At 54.2% G+C, this 21,454-nt stretch carries 19 protein-coding genes and 1 pseudogene; 12 read left to right on the forward strand and 8 right to left on the reverse strand.

What is annotated here, in order from left to right; translation table 11 throughout:
* Positions 1–478 precede the first annotated feature (478 nt).
* Complete coding sequence (locus JMJ16_RS40495; RefSeq protein ID WP_201390734.1) at positions 479–2,920, forward strand: bifunctional (p)ppGpp synthetase/guanosine-3',5'-bis(diphosphate) 3'-pyrophosphohydrolase; 2,442 nt, start codon at positions 479–481, stop codon at positions 2,918–2,920.
* Positions 2,921–3,326: 406 nt separating this feature from the next.
* Here the strand turns inward: JMJ16_RS40495 and JMJ16_RS57540 are convergent, their stop codons facing one another.
* The 3 genes and pseudogenes from JMJ16_RS57540 to JMJ16_RS40505 form a co-directional block, all read right to left on the reverse strand.
* Complete coding sequence (locus JMJ16_RS57540; protein ID WP_374229158.1) at positions 3,327–3,578, reverse strand: sigma factor-like helix-turn-helix DNA-binding protein; 252 nt, start codon at positions 3,576–3,578, stop codon at positions 3,327–3,329.
* A pseudogene (locus JMJ16_RS40500) lies at positions 3,569–4,579 on the reverse strand (sigma-70 family RNA polymerase sigma factor); the annotation flags it as partial. The pseudogene JMJ16_RS40500 and the gene JMJ16_RS57540, both read right to left, overlap by 10 nt.
* A gap of 209 nt (positions 4,580–4,788) precedes the next feature.
* A complete protein-coding gene (locus tag JMJ16_RS40505; RefSeq protein WP_201390738.1) occupies positions 4,789–5,595 on the reverse strand; it encodes a DedA family protein in 807 nt (268 codons plus the stop codon).
* Positions 5,596–5,871: 276 nt separating this feature from the next.
* Here JMJ16_RS40505 and JMJ16_RS55015 point away from each other — a divergent pair, with 276 nt between their 5' ends.
* The 3 genes from JMJ16_RS55015 to JMJ16_RS40515 all read left to right on the forward strand — a co-directional run bounded on the left by JMJ16_RS55015 (position 5,872) and on the right by JMJ16_RS40515 (position 6,926).
* Entirely contained in the window at positions 5,872–6,027 is a 156-nt protein-coding gene (locus JMJ16_RS55015) for a hypothetical protein (RefSeq protein ID WP_236601908.1), read from the forward strand.
* Positions 6,028–6,037: 10 nt separating this feature from the next.
* Positions 6,038–6,490, forward strand: coding sequence for a dUTP diphosphatase (gene dut, locus JMJ16_RS40510; protein ID WP_201382373.1), 453 nt, complete (start codon positions 6,038–6,040; stop codon positions 6,488–6,490).
* Positions 6,491–6,587: 97 nt separating this feature from the next.
* A complete protein-coding gene (locus JMJ16_RS40515) occupies positions 6,588–6,926 on the forward strand; it encodes a J domain-containing protein (RefSeq protein ID WP_201369833.1) in 339 nt (112 codons plus the stop codon).
* A 79-nt stretch (positions 6,927–7,005) separates the two neighbouring features.
* Here the strand turns inward: JMJ16_RS40515 and JMJ16_RS40520 are convergent, their stop codons facing one another.
* The 5 genes from JMJ16_RS40520 to JMJ16_RS40540 all read right to left on the reverse strand — a co-directional run bounded on the left by JMJ16_RS40520 (position 7,006) and on the right by JMJ16_RS40540 (position 12,057).
* Entirely contained in the window at positions 7,006–8,307 is a 1,302-nt protein-coding gene (locus JMJ16_RS40520) for an aminopeptidase P N-terminal domain-containing protein (RefSeq protein ID WP_201390740.1), read from the reverse strand.
* A gap of 87 nt (positions 8,308–8,394) precedes the next feature.
* Complete coding sequence (map, locus tag JMJ16_RS40525; protein WP_201390742.1) at positions 8,395–9,192, reverse strand: type I methionyl aminopeptidase; 798 nt, start codon at positions 9,190–9,192, stop codon at positions 8,395–8,397.
* Positions 9,193–9,519: 327 nt separating this feature from the next.
* The gene (locus JMJ16_RS40530) at positions 9,520–10,062 is read right to left on the reverse strand and encodes an O-acetyl-ADP-ribose deacetylase (protein WP_201390744.1); all 543 of its coding nucleotides are present in this window, start codon (positions 10,060–10,062) and stop codon (positions 9,520–9,522) included.
* 340 nt (positions 10,063–10,402) lie between these two features.
* The gene (locus JMJ16_RS56515; protein WP_374229152.1) at positions 10,403–10,831 is read right to left on the reverse strand and encodes an HU family DNA-binding protein; all 429 of its coding nucleotides are present in this window, start codon (positions 10,829–10,831) and stop codon (positions 10,403–10,405) included.
* A 191-nt stretch (positions 10,832–11,022) separates the two neighbouring features.
* Positions 11,023–12,057, reverse strand: a complete 1,035-nt coding sequence (locus JMJ16_RS40540) for an MBL fold metallo-hydrolase (RefSeq protein WP_201390746.1) — start codon at positions 12,055–12,057, stop codon at positions 11,023–11,025.
* Positions 12,058–12,372: 315 nt separating this feature from the next.
* Between JMJ16_RS40540 and mraZ the strand changes: the two genes are divergently transcribed.
* From mraZ to murC, 8 genes are all read left to right on the forward strand, one after another.
* Positions 12,373–12,780, forward strand: a complete 408-nt coding sequence (gene mraZ, locus JMJ16_RS40545) for a division/cell wall cluster transcriptional repressor MraZ (RefSeq protein ID WP_201382385.1) — start codon at positions 12,373–12,375, stop codon at positions 12,778–12,780.
* 280 nt (positions 12,781–13,060) lie between these two features.
* Positions 13,061–14,023: a 16S rRNA (cytosine(1402)-N(4))-methyltransferase RsmH gene (gene rsmH, locus JMJ16_RS40550; protein WP_201390748.1), complete on the forward strand. Its 963-nt coding sequence runs from the start codon at positions 13,061–13,063 to the stop codon at positions 14,021–14,023.
* An 82-nt stretch (positions 14,024–14,105) separates the two neighbouring features.
* A complete protein-coding gene (locus JMJ16_RS40555) occupies positions 14,106–14,498 on the forward strand; it encodes a hypothetical protein (protein ID WP_201390750.1) in 393 nt (130 codons plus the stop codon).
* Positions 14,499–14,704: 206 nt separating this feature from the next.
* Entirely contained in the window at positions 14,705–16,450 is a 1,746-nt protein-coding gene (locus JMJ16_RS40560) for a penicillin-binding protein 2 (RefSeq protein ID WP_201390752.1), read from the forward strand.
* Positions 16,451–16,502: 52 nt separating this feature from the next.
* Positions 16,503–16,856 carry a hypothetical protein gene (locus tag JMJ16_RS40565; RefSeq protein WP_201390753.1) on the forward strand — a complete coding sequence of 118 codons (354 nt, stop codon included), beginning with the start codon at positions 16,503–16,505 and terminating at the stop codon, positions 16,854–16,856.
* A 193-nt stretch (positions 16,857–17,049) separates the two neighbouring features.
* Positions 17,050–18,726 carry a putative lipid II flippase FtsW gene (ftsW, locus tag JMJ16_RS40570; protein ID WP_201390754.1) on the forward strand — a complete coding sequence of 559 codons (1,677 nt, stop codon included), beginning with the start codon at positions 17,050–17,052 and terminating at the stop codon, positions 18,724–18,726.
* A gap of 58 nt (positions 18,727–18,784) precedes the next feature.
* The gene (murG, locus tag JMJ16_RS40575) at positions 18,785–19,945 is read left to right on the forward strand and encodes an undecaprenyldiphospho-muramoylpentapeptide beta-N-acetylglucosaminyltransferase (RefSeq protein WP_201390755.1); all 1,161 of its coding nucleotides are present in this window, start codon (positions 18,785–18,787) and stop codon (positions 19,943–19,945) included.
* Positions 19,942–21,444: a UDP-N-acetylmuramate--L-alanine ligase gene (murC, locus tag JMJ16_RS40580; RefSeq protein ID WP_201390756.1), complete on the forward strand. Its 1,503-nt coding sequence runs from the start codon at positions 19,942–19,944 to the stop codon at positions 21,442–21,444. Before murG ends, murC begins: the two co-directional genes overlap by 4 nt.
* Positions 21,445–21,454: the final 10 nt, after the last annotated feature.

The raw sequence follows: 21,454 nt of genomic DNA on the forward strand, positions 1-21,454 counted from the left end.
AGTAATTCTCTTTCCTGGGGCCAGGAAGAGATGCGCACTTGCTGCTCCTTGCGAACAAACGACGCTGTTCCTTATTGCCGGCACTTTCTCTCTCTGCTGTATAAAGATGGGCCTGGTACCAGCCCACAAGTCATAGTTATGTCTCATGTTGGCCAAGGTTAGCTCGTTTTGTGTTATGGTAGGAACAGATGGAAGTGTTGATGCGTTGACAGAAGTAGGATGTTTGTGGAGTAGATGGCCTATATTGTAGGTGGCAGCGTCCAACAACCCGGTATACAAAACGTATAGTAAGCAGAGTACATATATTACCAGGGATGGTTTTCATCAGGCTGCTCTCTGATGTCCCCTTTGTAAAAAAGATATGTGTAGCGAAATATAACGCCCATGTCGAGTGTTCTAAGGGGTGAATGGTAGTAGTCTGGTAAAACGATAGAAGGCAATGATTCACATAGAGAAACACGTATCACCTCAAGAGAACTTGACCTCACCAGTAGCAGATCTGCGCCAGCAGATACGCTCCTATATGTCTGCCGATGAGGTAGATATGGTGGAGAAAGCGCTCCAACTGGTGCTAGAGGTCTGTAGTGATGTAGTGGCTGGCGAGCGCCTGGTGCCTCCGCTAGAATATGCGTTGGGCGTGGCCTCCATTCTTGCTAACATGCATATGGATGCCGCTGGCGTAGCCGCTGGCCTGGTCTTTGAGGCTATTGATGCAGATCTTGTGACTCTGGAAGAGGTTGAGGACAGAGTAGGCAGCACAACGGCCCGCGTGGTTGGCAGCATGGAGCGCTTCAACATCCTCGAGCGTAAGAAACAGAGCGTGACGGCAGTGAGCGCAGCTCTCAGCGCGCAGAACCTCCAGACCTCAGCCGCAAAAAAAAGTCATGACGAGCGCGAAGAAGGTAGCAGCACCTCAGGTGATGGGAAGAAGCCGCGCGTCCGCGAAGCCATGCGCCGCCAGCAGGCTGAAACGGTCCGTAAAATGTTTGTCGCTATGGCGGAAGATCCCCGCGTCGTCTCGCTAAAGCTAGCATACAGGCTCTTTGTGATGCGCCATATGTGCCACCCAGAGTATCAAGGTGATCGGCAGGAGATGCTGGCGACAGCCGAGGAGACGCGCGAGATTTACGCGCCGCTGGCAGGTCGCCTGGGGATGTCGCGCGTGGAGGGCGAGCTAGAAGACCTGGCCTTCCAGATTCTGGAGCCTGATAAGTTTCAGTGGGTGAAGGGAATCGTTGAGTCCGAGCGTAAGCAGTGGCGCTCCTATGTAGAGAGCGTCTGCGAGATGCTGCGTCAGGAAATGGCGTCCATTGGCGTCAACGCGGTGGTCTCAGGGCGGGTGAAGCGCTACTACAGTTTCTATCGCAAACTTGAGCGTAGCACAGGCGAGGCCGGGGGCGACTTTGAAATGTTAAAGGCAGCCGCCGATGTCACGCAGATTCATGACCTGATCGCCTTTCGTATCCTGGTCGACACAGACAATGAGTGTTATATCGCCTTGGGCCATGTACACAGCCTGTGGAAGCCCAAAGAGGGGCGTATCAAAGACTTTATCGCCAATCCCAAGCCCAACGGCTATCGCGCCCTGCATACCACCGTCTTCTGCCTGGATGATCAACTGGTGGAGATCCAGATCCGTACCCATGCCATGCATGAGATGGCCGAGTATGGTGTTGCCATGCACTGGCACTATAAAGACATTGGCGATAATGCCTCCTCAACTGCTAAGGAGCTCTTGACCTGGATTCACCAGCTGGCGGAGTGGCAGCACGAGATCAAAGCCGCCAACGCCACCGATTCCGAGTTTGTCGAGGCGGTCAAGGATGACCTGTTCGAGGAACAGATTTTTATATTCACGCCCAGGGGTGAGGTCAAGGATCTGCCGGTTGGCTCGACCCCACTGGACTTTGCCTACCGAATTCACACCAAGATTGGCGATAGCTGCGCGGGCGCAAGGGTTATTTCTCATGTTGAAGGACACGACGGAGATCGCCTGGTCACACGCATGGTTCCGCTTGATTATGAACTCAAAAGTGGCGAGATCGTCGATATCGTGACCAACCGGTCCGCGCACCCCACACGCGACTGGCTGAACATCGCGCGAACGGCGGCTGCACGCAACAAGATTCGCCGCTACCTCAAGATCCACGAACGCGACATCAACATTCAGATTGGCAGCGAACGCCTGGACCGGGTTCTCAAGTCCATTGCTGGCCTGAGAGGCATGGAGGCCATTACTGAAGAAGTAGAGAACTGGCTCTGTCAAGAGCTCCATATGGACACGTTTGAGGATATCCTCTCGGCGATTGGCGCTGACGATATGCGGCCACATGGGGTCGCGGTCAAGGCGCATGAGTACTTTCAGCAACGCGAGGGGAAAGAGAGTCGGGACGAGCGTGGTGAAACAGGCGAACTGGCGCTGCCAACCACCAGTCGTCAGCCAGCGGTGAACCTACAAGTCGCGGGCGTGGATGGCCTGCTGACGCGACTTGCTAACTGCTGTTGTCCTCTGCCTGGGGACGAGATCGTTGGATTTATCAGTCGGGGCAAGGGCGTCATTGTGCATCGCTCGGATTGCCCAAACGCTATGCGTTTGCATGAGCGGAGCGGTGAGCGTTTTATTACGGTGACCTGGCAGGGGATGAGCCAGCCGCGCTATCACGTTCCCATTATCATTTTTGCGCGCGACCGTGCCGGACTTATTCGGGATATAGCGACGATTATCTCCGAGTATGGTCTGAACTTGCTCTCAATTGGCACAAACGCCAACAATCGTGAGCGTATCGTGATTACAGCAACCCTGGAGATTAATGACCTGGAAATCATGCCACGTCTCTTTAAGCGTCTGGAAAAGGTCAAGGATATTCTCCAGGTGGAGCGTGATATGGGGCGTAGAAGAGTCACGGACGCCCAGGCGTAATCAAGCAAGAGAAGAGAAAAAGCAGGTCCCTGGTGTTAGTTACCTCTGGATTGAACAATGAAGCTTGGTTTTGGTAGAAGGAATGTATGGAGGGTACACCAGGAACCTGCATGTATTATATGCAAAAGACCCGAATCTGTATATTGTTAGATATGACTATCTTTTGGCCTTGTGCGCGAACTCAATAAATTAGAGATATTGTTAGATATGACTATCTTTTGACCTTTGGTGTGAACTCAGTAATTAGAGGCAGAAAAGGCATGTGCTCTCGGCAAGAGCGGTAAAAATGCGTATGGATGTGTAGAAAACACAGGAAGTCCCCACAGGAGGAGAGGCCAGGTAAGACTCACACTCCCCTCTTGTGGGGATTTTCTTGTATCTGTATCACTTTGCTCAAGCGGCGGTACTAACCGCGTAAGCGCTCCAGGACAGGTGGCTGGCGAAGTTTAGCAAGTGCTCCCGCCTCAATCTGGCGTACGCGCTCGCGGGTAATACCCAACTCGCGGCCGACCTGCTCAAGAGGATGTGCCTGCCCATTGCCCAGGCCAAAGCGGAGCTGGAGTACCAGCTGTTCGCGGGGGTCAGCACGGATTCGAGCACGCGCTGCACCTCGTCCTTCAGGGTCTGGGTGGTGGCTAAATCCTCGGGAGAGGCTGATTCTGTATCTGGAAGGACATCGCCTAGCTCCTGGTCGTCATCTTCGCCCACGGGAAGCTCAAGAGAGACTGGTGCACCGGGAGCGGCTTGCAGCTCAATCATGCGTACCGGATCCAGCCCGGTAGCCTCGGCCAGCTCTTGCTCACTTGGCTCACGACCCAGTTCCTGAAGCAGGCGCTGGCGTTCGCGGCGAATGCGGTTAAGCGCGGTATTGACATAAACCGGGAGGCGAATCGTGCGCCCTTTATCGGCAACGGCGCGGCTGATGGCCTGGCGAATCCACCATGTTGCATGAGTGGAGAAGCGGTGCCCACGGCGCCAATCATAGCGCTGTACTGCACGAATCAGACCAATATTGCCTTCCTGAATCAGGTCTAGCAGGGTGAGACCACGACCAACATAGCGTTTAGCGATGCTCACCACGAGGCGCAGGTTGGCCAGGATAAACTGCTTCATGGCATCGCGGTCGCCGCTCTCGATACGCTGAGCCAGCTCAATCTCACGCTCGTGCGTAATCATAGGAACGCGACCAATTTCACGCAGATATGTCATGACGGCATCGGACTCGCCTGCGTCTGCGCCATTAACCGCATTCTCTTCCTGATCCTCAGAGCGGCGACGGCGTGGAGTTGCACCACGGCGTACAGCGGGCTGAGAAGCTGCTGGTGTCATAGGAGGAAGCGTGAGAAGCGAATCGTCGACGTCCTCATGATGGTCTTCTTCGTCACTTTCAGTGTCGTGAAGATCCTCTGTGAGGGTCGGTTCATCTTCTAATTCGAGAGAAGCGGTGTCGGAGAGGTCGTGATCCAGATCAAGCTGATCATCATCTAACTCTGTCTCGTCGTGTGCGTCCTCTCTGCCAACTTCCACAGTTGTATATGGGAGATTCTTTGCAAGCAACTGCTCGACTATCATGCCGTACGGCTGCTTATCCGAATCAGGTTTCTTACGAGTTGTATTACCAAGCGTATTTCCCGTCATGGCACGCTTTACGTCTATCATTGTGCGCCCTCCATGAAAAAATGGTATATCCTAAGCAGCAAGATATATTTCATCGGTCTGGTCCTACACTCAGGAAAGCGAGCCTTCATCGGACCAAGGAGTCCGTGCGCCGAGTGGGAGGAATTCAATGATGTGTACCCTATCTACTAGATAGCAACAAAGCCAGGTCGGAAATTATTCCTAATCCAATTATAACCTATGGCCCCCTTTCATTCTAGTCCTTCTGACTCATTTTTTCGCCAAAGGCTGGCAAAAATGTACAAACTCGTATAAAATTTGTCTTTTTTATGTATACGTTTGACACATACAGAAGGTGCCAATCCGCCGCCATCTGGCCCACCTGCTTCTAGCGTGAGAAAGGCTTGCGGTTGTTCGCGACGAACAAGGGAGAACGCTGGCAGGAGATCATAGCGACGTAATAATTTAAAGGCGATATAGATGCCCAGCGCGCCGCAGAGAAGCACGGTAACGAGCAGGGAGAAGGCGCTGAGTAGACCCGCCACGTATTGCCAGTTAGAGCCGAAGAAAAAGCCCAGAGGGATGGCTATCAGCGCACTGATGATATTGCCGAGCAGGTCGGGCCAGAAGAAGCGTGCGTAGGGATAAAGCTCTAGCCCGGCAAGCAGGTTGATCGAGCCACCCAGTCCAGAGAGCAGGAAGCGGGTAATAAAGATTGCCCATCCACCATGGCGCTGGAAATAGCGATGCGAACGCTCAAAGGTCTGTTGTGGAAGAATGCGATTGTGTGGATGGCGTTTGATCCAGCCTGAGAGGTAGACTCCACCTCGCCGGCCCAGCCAATAGCTCACCGCATCACCACAGGTAGCGGCGCTGATAACAATGAAGATGAGAGCGAAAACGTTGAAGCGTCCCAGGGCCGCGAAGGCGCCAGCCGACGTGACGACTAAGCCAACGGGGAGTGGAAGACCTGACGCTGCCAGAAAGATAAAAAACCACAGAGCGGGATACCCGAACTGTTGCAGCAAGAGTAGAAGCGGGGGAAGGAGCGTTTGCAAAGTGAGTATCCCTTCTGCTTTGAAACTGGATGAGCCAGCTCATGATGTATCCAATCCAACTCTGGGCTGTGCTTGCCGCTATGGCACATGCGAGTCAGCGTATAGACGATGATGTTATATATAACGGAGAGATTGCCAACATCGAGACACCGCAGGCGCCCGGGGCAATCTCTTCCATAGACATCAATGTGCGTTTGTGTATATCTAACAATACGTCACTTTCAACATGCGTCTCACACTTCTACCACATACCTAATTGTAAAGCATTGCTGCTAAATGGAAAAGGTATTATTTGCCCTGGCTCGCCAACCCACTTTCGAGAAAGATGTGTCTGGTGGTGGGCTGGCTCTGCCAGCCCACCACCAGACACATCTTTCCCCTGAGCGCCGCAGGCGCGAATACTCTCTTGACGAGCAAAGAGCTATTCTCTAGAATATTGCCTATGAATATAACCACTAACCAATTGATGGCAGTCGCTATCAAGCGTGTAGATACTACTTTGCCCCTGCCAGGCTACGCCACGGCGGGATCAGTCGGTTTTGACCTGGTTTGTCGCGAGACGGTGACCATTGGTCCGCGTGAACTGGGGCGTGTGCCGGGAAATGTTATCGTGCAGACCCCTCCTGGGTATATGCTGATGCTCACGATGCGTAGCAGTACCGCCAAGCGTAAGGGGTTACTCATGCCCAACGGCGTGGGCGTTATCGACCAGGATTACTCTGGCGAGGGCGATGAACTGCTGATCTCGGTCTATAATTTTCGGGATGAAGCAGTCACGGTAGAGCGTGGCGAACGGATCGCCCAGGGCATTTTTGTACCTGTGGCCCAGGTCGCCTGGAACGAAGTCGCTGAAATGGGAGAGACGCGCGGCGGCTTCGGGAGTACCGGGCATTAGGCTGTATGCCTGGTAATTATGACTCAACTATGCTACGATATCCACATATGTTGACAGGCGCTCTCTAGTTTGAGTTTGGATCGAGGCACAGTAAGCTATGCCACTGCAAAACTATTACGCCATTCTGGGCCTTCCGCGTGATGCCACACCGGAACAGATTAAAAAAGTCTATCGCAGATTGGTGCGACAGCATCATCCCGATATCAATAAGGGCATTTCCGATGCACGTATCAAGGTACTCAATGAAGCGTATAGTATTTTGAGCGATCCCCAACAGCGTGCACTCTATGACATCCAATTGCTGGAAGAGATACGGAACCTGCGCATACTGGAAGCTGTGCATGAGCATTATATGAAGCGCACGCAAAAGATGACCTGGTCGCAGGGTGTCGTAGGCTTTATGCGCGAGCTGAAGAAAGAGATGCGCCGCTCGTAGTATAGACCAATATGTACAAAGAGGACCGGATGGTCGAGGATTTGCCCTCGACCATCCGGTCCTCTTTGTACATATTGGATTAGTGCCCGCTCATGAGGGCTTCGATCTCCTCAACGCTCTTGGGCGCGCTCCCCGTTGTGACCTCGCAGCCCTCCTGGGTGACGACGACATTATCCTCAATGCGTACGCCGATGCCGCGATAGCGTGGGTCGACGTTCTCCGCATCTTCGGCGATGTAAATGCCTGGCTCAATCGTAAAGACCATGCCGGGAGCCAGCTCGGCGCCGCGCCCTTTCTCAGTCACCCGATAGGGACCGCGATCATGCACATCCAGGCCCAGCCAGTGGCAGGTTCCATGCATGTAGAATTGGCGATAGGTTTTCTCCTCGATATTCTGCTGCACATCTCCCTTGAGGATGCCAAGCGCGACCAGCCCGGAGGTCAGGATCTCTATCGCCGTATTATGAATGTCGACCAGGTCCGCTCCCGGTTTGGTGGCGGCGATACAGGCCTCCTCGGCCTCCAGCACGATCTCATAAATGGCGCGCTGCTCAGGTGTGAAGCGTCCATTGATGGGATAGGTACGCGTAATATCGGCACTATAATACTGGTATTCAGCTGCCGAATCGATCAGGAGCAGCTCCCCATCCTGCATATGCCGGTTATTCTGGTCGTAATGCAGAATGGTCGCGTTGGGACCAGAGCCGACGATAGGGGAGTACCCATGACGGGCCGCGCCCTGCTTGAGATAGCCATGGTCGAGGACGGCCTGGATCTCATACTCATACATGCCGGGTTTGAGGGTCTTGAGGACATCGCGATAGGCGGCGCCGCTGATCTGGGCGGCTTTGCGCATAACTTCTAGTTCCTCGGCATCTTTGATGACACGCATCTCATTGAGAATGGAACCTGGATCGACGACCTGGCGTGGACCACCACTCATCACCCGACGGAAGCGATTGATAAACGTGATCATCTGCTCATCGAAGGCATGCTCTGTGCCGCTGTTGTAGTAGAGCGTCTGGCAGCCCTTCAGATACTCAGGCAATTTCTCGGCGAGCTGGTCGAGGGTGTAGGCCGCATCCGCGCCATAGGTTCCCTGTGCGCCTTCTACTCCTGCGCGCTTCCCCGTCCAGACCTCCATCTGTGGATCGCGTGGGCGGACAAAGAGAATGAAATGGTGCTCGGGATGCTCTGGCGCGAGCACACAGATCGTTTCAGGCTCGGTAAAGCCCGTGAGGTAGTAGAAATCACTATCCTGGCGGTAGCTGATCTCGATATTGTGTCCGCCGCTACGGAGAAATTCGGGTGCGCTATGAAAGATAGCGACTCCACCCTGCATTTTGTCCATAAATGCCTGGCGTCTGCTAGCGTATGACATGAGAGAACCTCCATCCTGGTGAAATAAGCGCAACCCTCAAAGGGGTTGTATCTACGGTAAGTATATATGTATCGAGGTGAATAGTCATTAGGAGACGCCCCAGGCCTTGCCATTGGGGCCAGCGGTGAGGACCTGAGGCCCCTTTTTTGTGAGCGCGATAGTATGTTCGAAGTGGGCGCTAGGTGAGCCATCATTGGTGACCAGCGTCCAGTGATCGGGAAGCTGGCGGAAGGTATTGCTAACATAGGAGACCATAGGCTCAATCGCGATGACCAGGCCGGGCTGGAGCACGAAGTCGTGCTTGATCTGGAACTGGCGCGTATAGTAGTTTGGCACCTGAGGTGGCTCCCACATCTCCTGGCCAATGCCATGACCGACCAGGCCCTCGATGATGGTGAAGTTTGCGTGCTCTACATACTCCTGCATCTTGCGCGCTACCTGGCTCCAGGTACGGCACTTCGTCAACTGCTCAATTGCCAGGTGCAGGGCGCCCTCGGTAACCTCTAGTAGATGCTGGGCACGTGGATCGACCGCGCCTATGGCATAAGTCGTCGCGGCATCTCCGCACCAGCCATTGAGTTTGGCGCCAATATCGACGCTGACAACATCCCCCTCTTGTAGGCGGCGCGCACCTGGAATGCCATGCACAATCTGTTCATTGACAGAGATGCAGCTAGAGGCGGGAAAGGGAACCTTACCCGGCACGCCCTTAAAGAGGGCAGTGGCCTGGTGCTCAAGGATACACTGCTCGATGGCGGCATCAATTTCAGCGGTAGAAATACCAGGCTTCATCAGTGGCGCGGCGACTTGATGCGCCTGCCAGACCACCAGGCCTGCCTGGCGCATCGCGGCGATCTCTTTATCGCTCTTCAGAGAATATTGCATCAAATGCTCCCTACAATCATTACAACAATATCTGGTGTCTCTCGACAAGGGATCGCTCTTCCCGAATGATGAGTATGGAGAAACTGGCTTGTTTCTGGCCCAACGTGGCTTGGATCGCGTCGCAAGGGCGCATAGCTCGTATCATAAACCAACACTAGCGAAGTTGCAAATTTTCTCCTCAACTCGTAAGCTTGCTCTTGGGTAAGGTATGCCTGGTGGTGGGCTGGCGGAGCCAGCCCACCACCAGGCATACCTTACCTCTGAAGCGCCGCAGGCGCACAAAAAGAGCGTTTGAGAGAATCCGTAATTGGTAGTAATTGGTATATTCTATGAGGAGGGCAGGAGGCGCTCAAGGGCGCGTGCATAGGCTTGAAATGTGCGCTCATCGAAGAGCACAAAGGTCACCTGGCGCAGAGTGGTAGCTTCCTGGGTGAGATGCTCGATAACGGTTTGCAGAGCGATGGGAGCAGCCTCGGTCAGGGGGTAGCCGTAGGCGCCAGTACTGAGGGAGGGGAAGGCGATACTTTGCGCACGGTACTTCTCAGCGAGGTCAAGGCAGGTGTCATAGGCGCTGGCGAGCAGTTGCGCGGCGTCGGCATGGTGTCCATAGATGGGACCAACGGCATGGAAAATATATTGTGCTTTGAGCTGGCCTGCACTGGTAACGACTGCGCTTCCCGTTGGGCAGCGCTCGAACTTGCGGCACTCCTGCATGACACTGGGACCAGCCGCGCGATGAATGGCACCATCTACTCCCCCGCCACCAGCCAGCGCGGAATTGGCGGCGTTGACTATCACGTCAGCCGAGATATCAACAATATTGCCCCGCATCAGCGTAAGGGTTACGTTCTGAATGGCCTGAGTAATCATCGTCTGCTTCCACCTGGTAGCACTGAACCGTTTATAGCTCTGGTTGAGTTACCTATCACGTCTCAATCAATAGTATGACTGCGTCTACAAAACTGGAGCATGCAGAAAGGCGTCCGACCTGCGATCATAGTATAGAGTAATCTCTATTAAACCTTGATCTTTAGAGGATCGAGACGCCTGATAACTTACATAGTGCTTTTGGGATTGCGAAAGTAGGCGTTTCGTAGCTCCTGACAAGTATTTGGATGAGGGGAGAGCATGGCTGTTAGCTACTCGGAAGCCTTCAATCCTTGATCAGGAGCTACGAAATTGGCAGTGAGAGTACATCAAGACCGATTGACTATTTCTTTTCGACAGCCTCAGAGAGTTCTTTACCGGGGGAGAAGCGTACACGCTCTTTGGCAGGAACAACAATTTCCTTACCATCGCGTGGGTTGACGCCCTTGCGCTCGGCACTGGTACGTACCTTGAAAGAGCCGAAGCCAACCAGGCGTACTTCATCACCATTCTGAAGCGCCTCGCGGATTGAATCGAGTGTTGCCTCGAGTACTTCAGAAGCCTGTTTTTGAGAAAGCTTAGCTTGCTTGGCGATCCGCCGCGAAAGCTCTTGACGACCGATTGTTTGCGCTGTAGCAGTTTTTTCTTTGGCCATAGGTACTAAATCCTCCTTGCAACTATCAACACGTGCCGCTTGCCAATTGAGTTTCAAACAACCTTTATACTCTGGCGCAATCGCGCGCACAAGATTGTGAAGCTTCTGAAGCGGCATCACAACCTCACTGCCGATAGGCAGTATAACATGAGAAATTAAGAAATACAAGCGTGTCACTATGGGTAAAGAATTAAACATATATAGTAAAAGGGCTTCGCAGGCCGTATGAGGCCAATACGAAGCCGCGAAAACTGGCTTGAAAAGCCGATTGCCTGCACTTCATTTTAGAGACGATTTTTTACAGTACGCTATACCACTGAGTATCGAATAGTCCCGTCGTTTGCCAGTTGTTGTATGACTTGATTTTTGTACCGCAGATACTCCAGGTGGGCGAGAACCTCAGCCACCGCCATACGCCGGGCCTCATCACTTTTTAAGCGATCCTGAAACAATTGAGCCGTAAGCGCGGCCGCGTGCTGCGGGCGCGTAGCAAGCAGGGCGAGAATGGTTTGCAGGCGCATGTCATGATGCTCAACAATTTCTGCAATGCGTTGTGCAAGGTTTGTGAAAGGTTCGCCATGTCCTGGTAGAACCAGGCTGGCAGGCAGAGACGCTACTTTGTGTAGCGAGGCCAGAAAATCTCCCAGGGGATTGGGACGATCGCGCGTGGAATAGAGGCCGATATTGGGGGTAATGCGAGGAAGTACATGATCGGCGGAGAGGAAAATGCCATCACGTTCACGCCAGAGGCAGATCTGGCCATCCGAATGGCCAGGCACCCAGATCACGCGATAGCTCTCTCCAGCCAGGGTCAGAGAGGTGCTATCTTCAACGAGCGTAAAGGCTTCGTGAGGGGGAACATCAATAATACGTTGCCTATCTGGTGTCTCCATCTGATTATACCAGAGGTCTGTCTCTGGCAGGCCATGCTGGGCAAAGAAGCTTGAGACGCGCTCAAAGCGCTTCCCCATGGTATTGGTCCAGATAATTTGCACGGCGGCTTCATCGATGGAATGCATATAAACAGGCACGCCAGTACGAGCTTGGAGCTCGCCCGAGAGACCTACATGATCGGGATGGTGGTGTGTAAGGACAATAGCTTGGAGTTGATCGAGATGCAGTCCCGCCTCTATGAGTGCCGCATGAAAGGCTGAGCGTGCGTCTGGGGTTCCCAGAGCCGTATCGACCAGAACCCAGCCATCGGGACCAACCAGGGCATAGACATTCACTGTGCGCAGTGGAAAAGGGATGGGGAGAACAAACTTCCAGATGCCGGGCGCCACCTGACGAACAGGCGCGGGCTGGTTGGTCTGGCGTGAATGCTCTGGCGATTGCTGTTGCATACGTTTTCTAAACCTCAAGAGCGAAAAGCTGTTTACAGTGTGTGAAAGTACAGATAGTCATCCTTGATTGTAGGCCGCGTGTTGTGCGTGTGTCAAATCTGTTTTTCCACAAGTTCTTCCTACTAACGCCGAAATTTGATCGAGAAGACTCTTTTCCGACAAGGCCCCGAAGTGCTACAATGTAGTGGGGAAAAGTGGGTCAAAGTGGGGAAGTGATTCGTGTAATAGAATAGCGCGGTGTTCAAGTGGGGAATGGATTTCCGGGTAAGCGTCTGGCAAAATAGTCGTCAAGGCAAGTCATCAAGCGGTGCGAGCATGTTTTTGGGCGAGTATGAGCATACTATTGACAATAAAGGCCGTATGGCGGTTCCGGCGCGTTTTCGCGTGCAGTTGGACCGTGGGGCCGTTATTGGCAAAGGGATGGGCGCCTGTCTCTCTATCTACACTATGGCTCGCTGGGAAGAGAAGTCAAATGAACTGACAGCGGGGAAATCAAGCGAGGAATTGCGCGATTTTGAGCGCCGTATCTATCCCAGTGCGAGCGAAGTAGAACTGGATGGGCAGGGGCGTATCGTGCTTCCCGCGAAATTGCGCGCCTATGCCAGGCTGGAGACCGAGGTCACTGTCGTTGGGGTACGCGACCATATCGAGATCTGGGACCGTGGCACCTGGCAGGCCTACCAAGAGCGCCTCGACGCCGAAGGCAGTGGTATTCCCTTTTGACAGCTAGCCCCTATGCAGTAGTTTTTGGAGAACGGGGTCCAGGGGCAGCGCCCCTGACGGGTTGGCAACTAGTCCCTGTACGCAAGCCTTGGGAACGGGGTCCAGAGCTGAGCTTGGACATTCCCAACTATTTACCCCTTTGCCGCCTTGCGGGAACGGGGTCCAGGGGCAGCGCCCCTGGCGGGGTTTGGGGTGTCCCCACATTCTTTTTCTTCTTGCCGCCGCAGGCGGCAGAAAAGAAGAAAAAATAGCAAAAAGTTAAAAGAATGATGTGTGTGGCATGGAGAACGAGCAAACACGACATGTGTCCGTGATGTTGGAAGAGGTAATGGAGTATCTGCGACCCCAACCGGGAGGACACTATATTGATGGGACATTGGGAGGTGGTGGACATACAAGCGTGCTGCTGGAGCGTTCGGCTCCAGATGGCAAGGTGCTTGGTATCGATACAGATAGTAAGGCCCAGGCACGGGTGCAAGCAAGGCTGAGCAAGGAGGTTGCCGAGGGCCGTTTAATTTTAAGCCACGGCAACTTTTCTGACATGGAGCGCCTGGCGCAAGAGGCACAGTTTACCAGCGTTGATGGCGTCTTGCTGGACCTGGGATTCTCCTCGGATCAGATGGATGATCCGCAGCGAGGCTTCTCCTTCAGCGCGGATGGACCGTTGGATATGCGCCTGAGCCAGGATCTCTCGCTGACGGCGGCAGATCTTGTCAATAACACAGGCGAGGAAGAACTGGCCGATATCTTCTGGCGGTATGGCGAGGAGCGACGCTCGCGCCAGATCGCGCGTCGCATAGGGCGCGAGCGCCAGAAGCGAGCCATAACCCGTACGAGCCAGCTGGCCGAGATCGCCGCGGCGGGTGTGCCCTACAAATACGGGGCGATTCACCCGGCGACACGCGTGTTCCAGGCTTTGCGGATCGCGGTCAACCAGGAGCTAGAGAGCCTGGAGACGGCATTGCCCCAGATGCTCTCCTTGCTACAGGCTGGTGGCAAACAGGGAAGAATGGTCATTATCGCTTTCCATTCGTTGGAAGATCGCATCGTCAAGGAATTTCTACGGCGCGAGGCGAGGGATTGTCTCTGTCCCCCGCGCATACCAATGTGTATTTGTGGCCACAAGGCCAGCCTGCGTATCTTGACGAATAAGCCAATCGTACCAGGCGAGCAAGAAGTAGCAGCCAACCCACGCGCGCGAAGTGCGCGTGTACGGGCCGCTGAAGTCCTGCCAAAAGCGTGATGTGTAAGTCCACGAGGTGGCGAGCCGCCCCCTCATGGCGCGAGACCGTGCCTGTGCTCGATGCAGGAAAGGGAGAAGGCGTATGTCGAACCAGAGAGTGAGAACCGCGAAGGCGGAAGAGGCTGCGTCGCAAGTGGACGTGGTGAGGCTTCGCAGGCAATTGCGCCCCTTTCTCTTTCGTATGGGACCGGTCGCGCTGTGTATTACCAGCGTTCTATTGATCAGCTTGATGTCGGTGCTCTACCTGAGTCAGTTAGGCCAGGCCGTAGAGACAAACAACCAGTTGCAGGAGATTCGCACAACGCAAAGCCAGCTCACGCGCCAGAACCAGGATCTCTTAGAGCAATTAGCTCACGAGCGTTCTCCAGCCTATATTGATAGTGAGGCGCGCAAGCGTGGCCTGCAACCTGCTGATCCAGGCACCATCCAGGTTATTACCGTGCGTGGCCTGGAAACGGTCCCTGCCCAACCCTGAGAAACAGGTTTGTACCAATGACTTATAGCACAATACCCGAACTCGTTTCCGCTTTTTCCGCTGAAATGCGTATGAAGAAAAGTAGAGCAGCAAAAAAATCTTGCCAGGTGGGCGCGAGCCCCAGGGTATAAGGGGTGTCTCCTTACCTTTCTCAATTTTTGAGGAGAAGAGAAGCAGGGCAAAGCCTACCAGGAGGAATAAAAATCATGAGTCCAGAGCTACAGCGTGCGCGCAGTCGGCAGATGATCATCTTCCTGCTGATCTGCGTCCTGATGTTTGCGCTGTTAGGTCGGCTCTATTACTGGCAGGTTATGCGTGGCCCGCAACTGGCAAAATGGGCCAATGATGAGCACATCCAGAATCAGGTGGTCGATGCGCCGCGAGGCGTGATCTATGATAGCCTGGGAGTTGTGCTCGCCACCAACGTTGTGCGCGATGATGTCTATGTAGAGCCGATCCAGTTTACCAGTGATTACACCGATGCCGAAAAGGCGTCGGTGGAGCTACAAAATATCGTCACGAAATTACATAAAGCCCTGCCTGACCTGACAGCGGAGCAGTTAACAAAATTCTTCTCGTCAGGCCGTGCCACTGTGCGTATCGCATCGTTGATCTCGCCTGAGCAGAGCCAGCAGTTGCGTGCATCGCGCATCCCGTATACCTTCCTGGAGCCTCGAACGATACGCGTGTATCCCAGTGGTACCCTAGCTGCCCAGATCCTGGGATATGTTCAACCGGATAAAGGTGGACTCTATGGTATCGAGGGTTCCTACGATAAGTTGCTGGCAGGGACAGCCGGAAGTTTTACCGCGGAGACCGATCTCAATGGTAATCCACTCACAGTGGGTGCCAGCTCTACACAACCAGTAATCGATGGCGCAAATGTGACCCTTTCTATTGACAGTACTATTCAGTATCTTGCACAGCAGGCGCTTGAGGAGCGGGTACAGCAGACGGAGGCCTTGGGAGGAACCGCGACAGTCATAGATGTGCGCACGGGTGCCATCGTTGCCATGGTAGGTGCTCCATCCTTTGATCCCAACGTCTATAGCAAATACTATGATAAGCGGGGTTGCCTGGATTCCTTGAGTGTGTACTTTAACCCGGTGCTCATGTGTACATATGAGCCTGGCTCAACCATGAAGGGCATCACCCTGGCGGCGGCTCTTGACCAGGGCGTGGTGACGCCGAATACGACCATTGATGATCCGGGGGTCATCTCGTTTCCGGATGCTGTTGCGGTCGCCAATTGGGAGTACCAGGCTCATGGTACCGAGAGTATGACGCAAATCCTGGATTACTCGGCTAATGTAGGCGCCGCCAAAGTCGCGCACGATTTTCTGACGGCCAAGCGGTATTATCCCTACCTTGAGCGCTTTGGCTTTGGGCAACGCACAAATGTAGGTGGAATCGAGGCCTCTGGTGGGTATCGTACCCCTACCTCGCAAGGGTGGACGCCTAGCGACCTGACGCGCCAGGCCTTTGGCCAGAGCATTACCGCGACTCCCCTACAGGTCGTGCTGGCCTATGCCTCTATTGCCAATCAGGGAACGATGATGCGCCCCTACCTGGTGCAGCAGGTCGATAATAACGGCAAGGTGACCAAAACGTCGCCCCAGGTGCTACGCCAGGTCATTAGTCAGAAGGCTGCACAGCAATTGATCCAGATGCTTACTTCAGCGGCTGACTATAATAAGCAGGTTGTGGTGCCGGGCTATAGCGTCGCGGCCAAGAGCGGTACGGCAACGACTCAGGGGGTCTCAGATGACCTGACGGAAGCCTCTATCGCGGGCTTCTTACCAGCGTCAAATCCGCGTTACGCCATCCTGGTAACGTTGGATCATCCCCGTAGCACCATCTACGGCGGAACCGCCGCGGCCCCATTATGGAACAAAATCGCGGAACAAGTCATGTGGCACTATCATGTGCCCTCTGACCGACCAGTAAAGTAGGAAGCATTGGAAAACGATCAGCAGTATTGTGTGATAGCGAGAGAGGAGAACTATGCAGGAGCACAAGGATGAACCACTGTATGAGGGGCAACAGGAGCCAGGTGGCGAGCTGAGTGCAACATGGCAGGAATTATTGGGGAAGAGGGGCGATGGTACAGATGGAGAGCAGGGCAAAGAACCCTTTGAGGTTCCTGTGCTTTCAAGCGATCCCTGGAGTGAACTGTTACAAACTAGAGGGAACGAAGAGCTCGACTTACAGCAAATACACCTGGATATGAGTGCGCAGGATCTCGAGCGCGCCCTGCAATTGATGCAGGAGGATGGCAAGAAAGCGCAGAAAGGCGCATTCCCTTCTGCGGATGCGCAAGTATCCGATTTGGAAGAGGGAGAAGAATCTTCCTCCTGAAATAGGATACTAGAAAATACGTTCTATGTCAAGGGTTTTGGTGGCGAACTGGTGTGGAAGTATAGCAAATGAGATCCCAAAGAGTGTGTAGAAATACGGAGAAGAGGAAACAGGCGGCGGAGGAACTGAAGAAAGCAATCTGATAAGTGTAGCCATTTATCTAGGATCTCGCTAGAGAAAGACGAGCAGCTTTATGGAACGGGATACATATAAGCAGGGACGTTATGCGGCGGCACGGTCGGCGAAGAGCGGCAGAGGCCAGGAGCATAAAGGGAAGCACTCTCCGCTCACTGTACGCTCGCCTGCGCTGCAATCCGCCGAGCGGCGCCAGAAAAAGCCGCCTGAACCACCTGTAAAAAGGAGCTTCTGGCAAGAGCTTCTCGCAGAGCCAGCAGAGTCAAAGAAGCGCCGGGAGCGTAATGAAAAGGTCAGCTATGCCGTCGAAGGGAAAGTTGCGCCTCAGATCCCTGTGCGCCGTAAACTCCCTCCGCTCAAGCGAGGAGTCGAGGCGACGCCTGCGCGTGAACCTGTATCCCGCGGTGGTGGTGCCAGGAGTTGGCGTAAGAATGGGCCGTCCTTTGCCGAGAATATTGCCGAGCGCTTACAGGTAGAGCGCCAGCGCGGACGACAGCGGGTGCAAGAGCCTGACTTTGAGCCAGTGCAGGTCATGAGCAAGGAAGAACAGCAAAAGCTGCGCGAGCTTGAGATGAGCCTCTCACGTACGCCTGGTAAGGTCGATTCGGTGCTGCTGGTGGTCGTACTCGGACTGGTATGTATTGGCCTGATCATGGTCTATAGCGCAAGCTCGTTTATCTCAGCACATGAATCGGCTACAGGAGATCCTTCAACCTACTTTCAACGCCAGGTGATCTCAGGCTTCTTTGGCATCATTGCGATGCTTGTCACTGCGCGCATCGATTATCGCTACTGGCGTCGTTTCTCCTTAGTTGCCCTGGCGGTCGCGCTACCACTACTGGTGCTGGTATTATTCTTTGGCACCAATGCCTATGGAGCCTCACGCTGGTTTCGCATTGGTAATTCTTTCTCTTTTCAGCCAAGTGAGCTGACAAAACTAGCCCTGGCGCTGTATATTGCAGATTGGTTGGCACGTAAAGGCAACCAGGTCAGTTCATTTCTCTATGGCCTGACCCCCTTTGTGATTCTGGTAGGCTTAATTCTAGGCCTGGTCTTGCTGGAAAACGATATGGGAACCGCTATCGTCATTGCTGGACTGGCAACGGTTATGTTCTTTACAGCTGGCGCGAATATTATCCAGTTCTTGCTGGCGATGGTGGGTGGCATTCTGATCTTTATGACCCAGGCTTTTAAGGGATATCGCTTATATCGCTTGCTGGGCTTTCTCAACCCATTTCAGAATGTGACCAGTATTAACCTGCAACTCTACCAATCGCTGCTGGCTCTTGGGTCGGGAGGCTTCCTGGGCCTGGGGTTGGGCGAGAGCCGCCAGAAGACGGGGTATCTACCCTTCCCGCACATTGACTCTATCTTTGCCATTGTCGGTGAGGAACTGGGTTTTGTGGGAGCGGCCTTGATTATTATCCTGTTTCTCTGCCTGGCCTTTCGAGGTTTTCGCCTGGCGCGTCGTACACAGGATATGTATGGCGCCTTGCTGGCAACGGGGATTACAACCTGGCTGATCTTGCAGGCGGCGGTCAATATTGGCGCTACCTCGGCCTTTATCCCATATACCGGCGTCCCATTGCCGTTTATCAGCTTTGGCGGTACCTCGCTGGTGATCTCGCTGGCGGCGGTGGGTATCTTGCTCAACATTTCACGCTACATTCGTCAGCCAGAAGATCCCGCGCTCTCGCGGCAAACAATCACAAGGACCTTTAAACGAAAAGTCTAGGAGTTGTTCTGCACGCCTGGCCGTGCCGGGAACGTAGACATCTCCAGGAAAGGGCATCATGCGAATTTTAGTATCAGGCGGAGGCACTGGGGGGCATATTTATCCTGCCCTGGCGGTGGCGACGCATTTACGAGATAGATATGACGCGGAAATTCTCTTTCTAGGGAGCGATGACGGTCTGGAGACGGAGGTCGTTCCGGCGGCTGGCCTCAAGCTTGCTACGGTGAAGGCTGGCAAACTTCAGCGTTTTGTTTCCTGGAAGACGGTCAAAGGGGTGGCGCGCGTCCCCCTGGGGATGGTTCAGGCCATCTCTATTGTGCGTGAGTTTCATCCTCAGGCGGCCTTTACTAGCGGTGGCTATGTGGCTGTGCCCACGGGCCTGGCGGCGAAAATCAATGGCGTTCCGCTCTTGATGCATCAGCAAGATGTGCCGCCCAATCTCTCGAATAAGCTGATTGCGCCCCTGGCCTCGCGCATCTCGGTGGCCTTCGCCGATTCTGTGCAGTATTTTCCTGCTGAGAAGACGTTGCAACTGGGGAATCCGCCGCGCCAGGAGATGCTCGACATTCGCACAGTGACGCCAGAGCAGGCACGAGAGCAGCTTGGTATGCAGCCGAACCTCCCCCTGCTGTTGGTAACTGGCGGAAGTCAGGGCGCCAGGCATCTCAATCAGGTCGTCTGCAAGGCCCTACCGGCGCTGCTCCAGCATTGCCAGGTCTTGCAAATTAGCGGCAAGAAACTCTATGATGAGACGCGCGACCTCTCTGAGAGTATCCTGGCCCAGGCTGACGAGGAGACAAAACGACGTTACAAGCTCGTCGCCTATATGTCGGAAGAGATGCCGCTGGCTATGCAGGCCGCGCAAATGGTCGTTTGCCGCTCCGGTGCATCGACCTTGAGCGAGTTGGCCTTGCTAGGAAAGCCAGGTATCCTGGTGCCGCTGCCGCCGGCTATCGGGGCTTCACCTCAGGAGGCTAACGCGGCCATGTTTGGTCGCTTGCAGGCAGCGGAGGTAATCGCCAACGATGCCCTCACGCCAGAGCAGTTAAGCGAGCGCGTGGTGCATGCGCTAACTACACCGACCTATGTAGAGACAATGACGAAAAATATCAGCGCTCTGGGTCGCCCAGAGGCTACGCAAGCCATCGCGGAGACCATCGTAGAGATGGCGACCGCCAAGGGTGGAAAAATAGCAAAGCGCGAGGTGGTAAACATTTGAAGAAATCGCACTTACATTTCATGGGCATAGGCGGTCATGGTATCTCATCGGTGGCGCAGATCGCGCATAACCAGGGTGAGATCGTGACTGGTTGTGACCGGCAGGAATCGGCAAATACACGCGCACTGACGCAGGTAGGGATACCCATTCAGATTGGCCATAGCGCGGAACATCTCCAGGGCGCGGATGCATTGATCATCAGTCCGGCGGTGCCCGCACTCGATCCACAGAATCCTGAACTGCTTGAAGCACAGCGCAGGGGCATCCCGGTGAAGACCTGGCAGGAGTTGCTGGGGACACTCACTGAAGGAAAGTGCCTGCTCTCGGTGTGCGGCGTGCATGGTAAGAGCTCTACGACCTCCATGCTCTCGCTGATGCTGGTTGATGCCGGTATGGACCCTACCTGCGAGATTGGTGCGGTTGTGCCGCGCTTTGGCGCAAATTATCGCCTGGGACAGAGTGAGTATTTTGTCAACGAGGCCGATGAGTTCAATCACAATTTCTGGCACTATCATCCCCGCCTGGCGGTGGTGAACGCGATTGAGTTCGAGCATCCCGAGTTCTTTCACAACTACGAGGAATTCCTGTACGCGTTCGAGCATTTCGTGCGTGGCATGGATATGGAGAGTAACTGGCCGCTTCCACCAACTATCATCGTCAACATCGATAGCCCGGGATGCCGAGATCTCTGCGCCCATCTCAACGGCTGGGCTGGTTCAATCGTGAACTATAGTATACAAGATCTGAGCAGAGATACCCCTGAGCATATTGGTGACCGCCTGACCTTCGAGGCGTATGACGTCAAGCTGGAGGGAGAGACCAGTTTCCGCGTCAGGTTGCACAATGCTCCTGCGGGAGTGAAGTTGCCAGATGTCCTCTACCGACTCCAACTGCCCGGTATTCACTATGTACAGAATGCCCTGGCGGCCTTGGCGGCAGCCTACACAGTTGGTGCACCGCTGGAGTCAATTGCGCATACGCTAGAGGGCTTTACAGGAGCGAGAAGGCGTTTTGAAATTCGCCACCAGGGCGCGCTGGTTGTGGGCGAGCGCACATGCGACGACGTTATTCTGGTGGATGACTACGCGCACCATCCAACGGCCATCGCCCTGACGCTTGAGGCTGCACGCAAGCGCTATCCAGGCCGTCGCCTGATCGCTGTCTATCAGCCGCATATGTATAGCCGCACAAAGACCTTCTTTGAGCAGTTTCTCCAGGCATTTGACGCCGCGGATATCGCTATCATCAGCGACATATTCCCCGCGCGTGAGGTGGATACTGGCCTAGTGCATACGCGGCAACTGGTCGCAGAGATCGCCAAACGTCCACGTTTTAGCCAGGAAGGGGCACAAATCCTCTATGGAGGAAGCGTACGAGAGACGACGCAGCGCATCCAGGACAACCTGCACCCCGGCGATATTGTGCTCATCATGGGCGCAGGCGACATCTACACCGTCAGCGAAATGTTAAAACAGACCAACCAACCAGGTCATAAATAAAAAGTAATCA

Source organism: Ktedonobacter sp. SOSP1-52, from assembly GCF_016587395.1.

Coding starts and splice junctions, on each gene's coding strand:
- JMJ16_RS55015 (WP_236601908.1), top strand. CDS start 5,872: ATGGAAAAGGTATTATTTGCCCTGGCTCGCCAACCCACTTTCGAGAAA.
- dut (WP_201382373.1), top strand. CDS start 6,038: ATGAATATAACCACTAACCAATTGATGGCAGTCGCTATCAAGCGTGTA.
- JMJ16_RS40515 (WP_201369833.1), top strand. CDS start 6,588: ATGCCACTGCAAAACTATTACGCCATTCTGGGCCTTCCGCGTGATGCC.
- JMJ16_RS40520 (WP_201390740.1), bottom strand. CDS start 8,307: ATGTCATACGCTAGCAGACGCCAGGCATTTATGGACAAAATGCAGGGT.
- map (WP_201390742.1), bottom strand. CDS start 9,192: ATGCAATATTCTCTGAAGAGCGATAAAGAGATCGCCGCGATGCGCCAG.
- JMJ16_RS40530 (WP_201390744.1), bottom strand. CDS start 10,062: ATGATTACTCAGGCCATTCAGAACGTAACCCTTACGCTGATGCGGGGC.
- JMJ16_RS56515 (WP_374229152.1), bottom strand. CDS start 10,831: ATGCCGCTTCAGAAGCTTCACAATCTTGTGCGCGCGATTGCGCCAGAG.
- JMJ16_RS40540 (WP_201390746.1), bottom strand. CDS start 12,057: ATGCAACAGCAATCGCCAGAGCATTCACGCCAGACCAACCAGCCCGCG.
- mraZ (WP_201382385.1), top strand. CDS start 12,373: ATGTTTTTGGGCGAGTATGAGCATACTATTGACAATAAAGGCCGTATG.
- rsmH (WP_201390748.1), top strand. CDS start 13,061: ATGGAGAACGAGCAAACACGACATGTGTCCGTGATGTTGGAAGAGGTA.
- JMJ16_RS40555 (WP_201390750.1), top strand. CDS start 14,106: ATGTCGAACCAGAGAGTGAGAACCGCGAAGGCGGAAGAGGCTGCGTCG.
- JMJ16_RS40560 (WP_201390752.1), top strand. CDS start 14,705: ATGAGTCCAGAGCTACAGCGTGCGCGCAGTCGGCAGATGATCATCTTC.
- JMJ16_RS40565 (WP_201390753.1), top strand. CDS start 16,503: ATGCAGGAGCACAAGGATGAACCACTGTATGAGGGGCAACAGGAGCCA.
- ftsW (WP_201390754.1), top strand. CDS start 17,050: ATGGAACGGGATACATATAAGCAGGGACGTTATGCGGCGGCACGGTCG.
- murG (WP_201390755.1), top strand. CDS start 18,785: ATGCGAATTTTAGTATCAGGCGGAGGCACTGGGGGGCATATTTATCCT.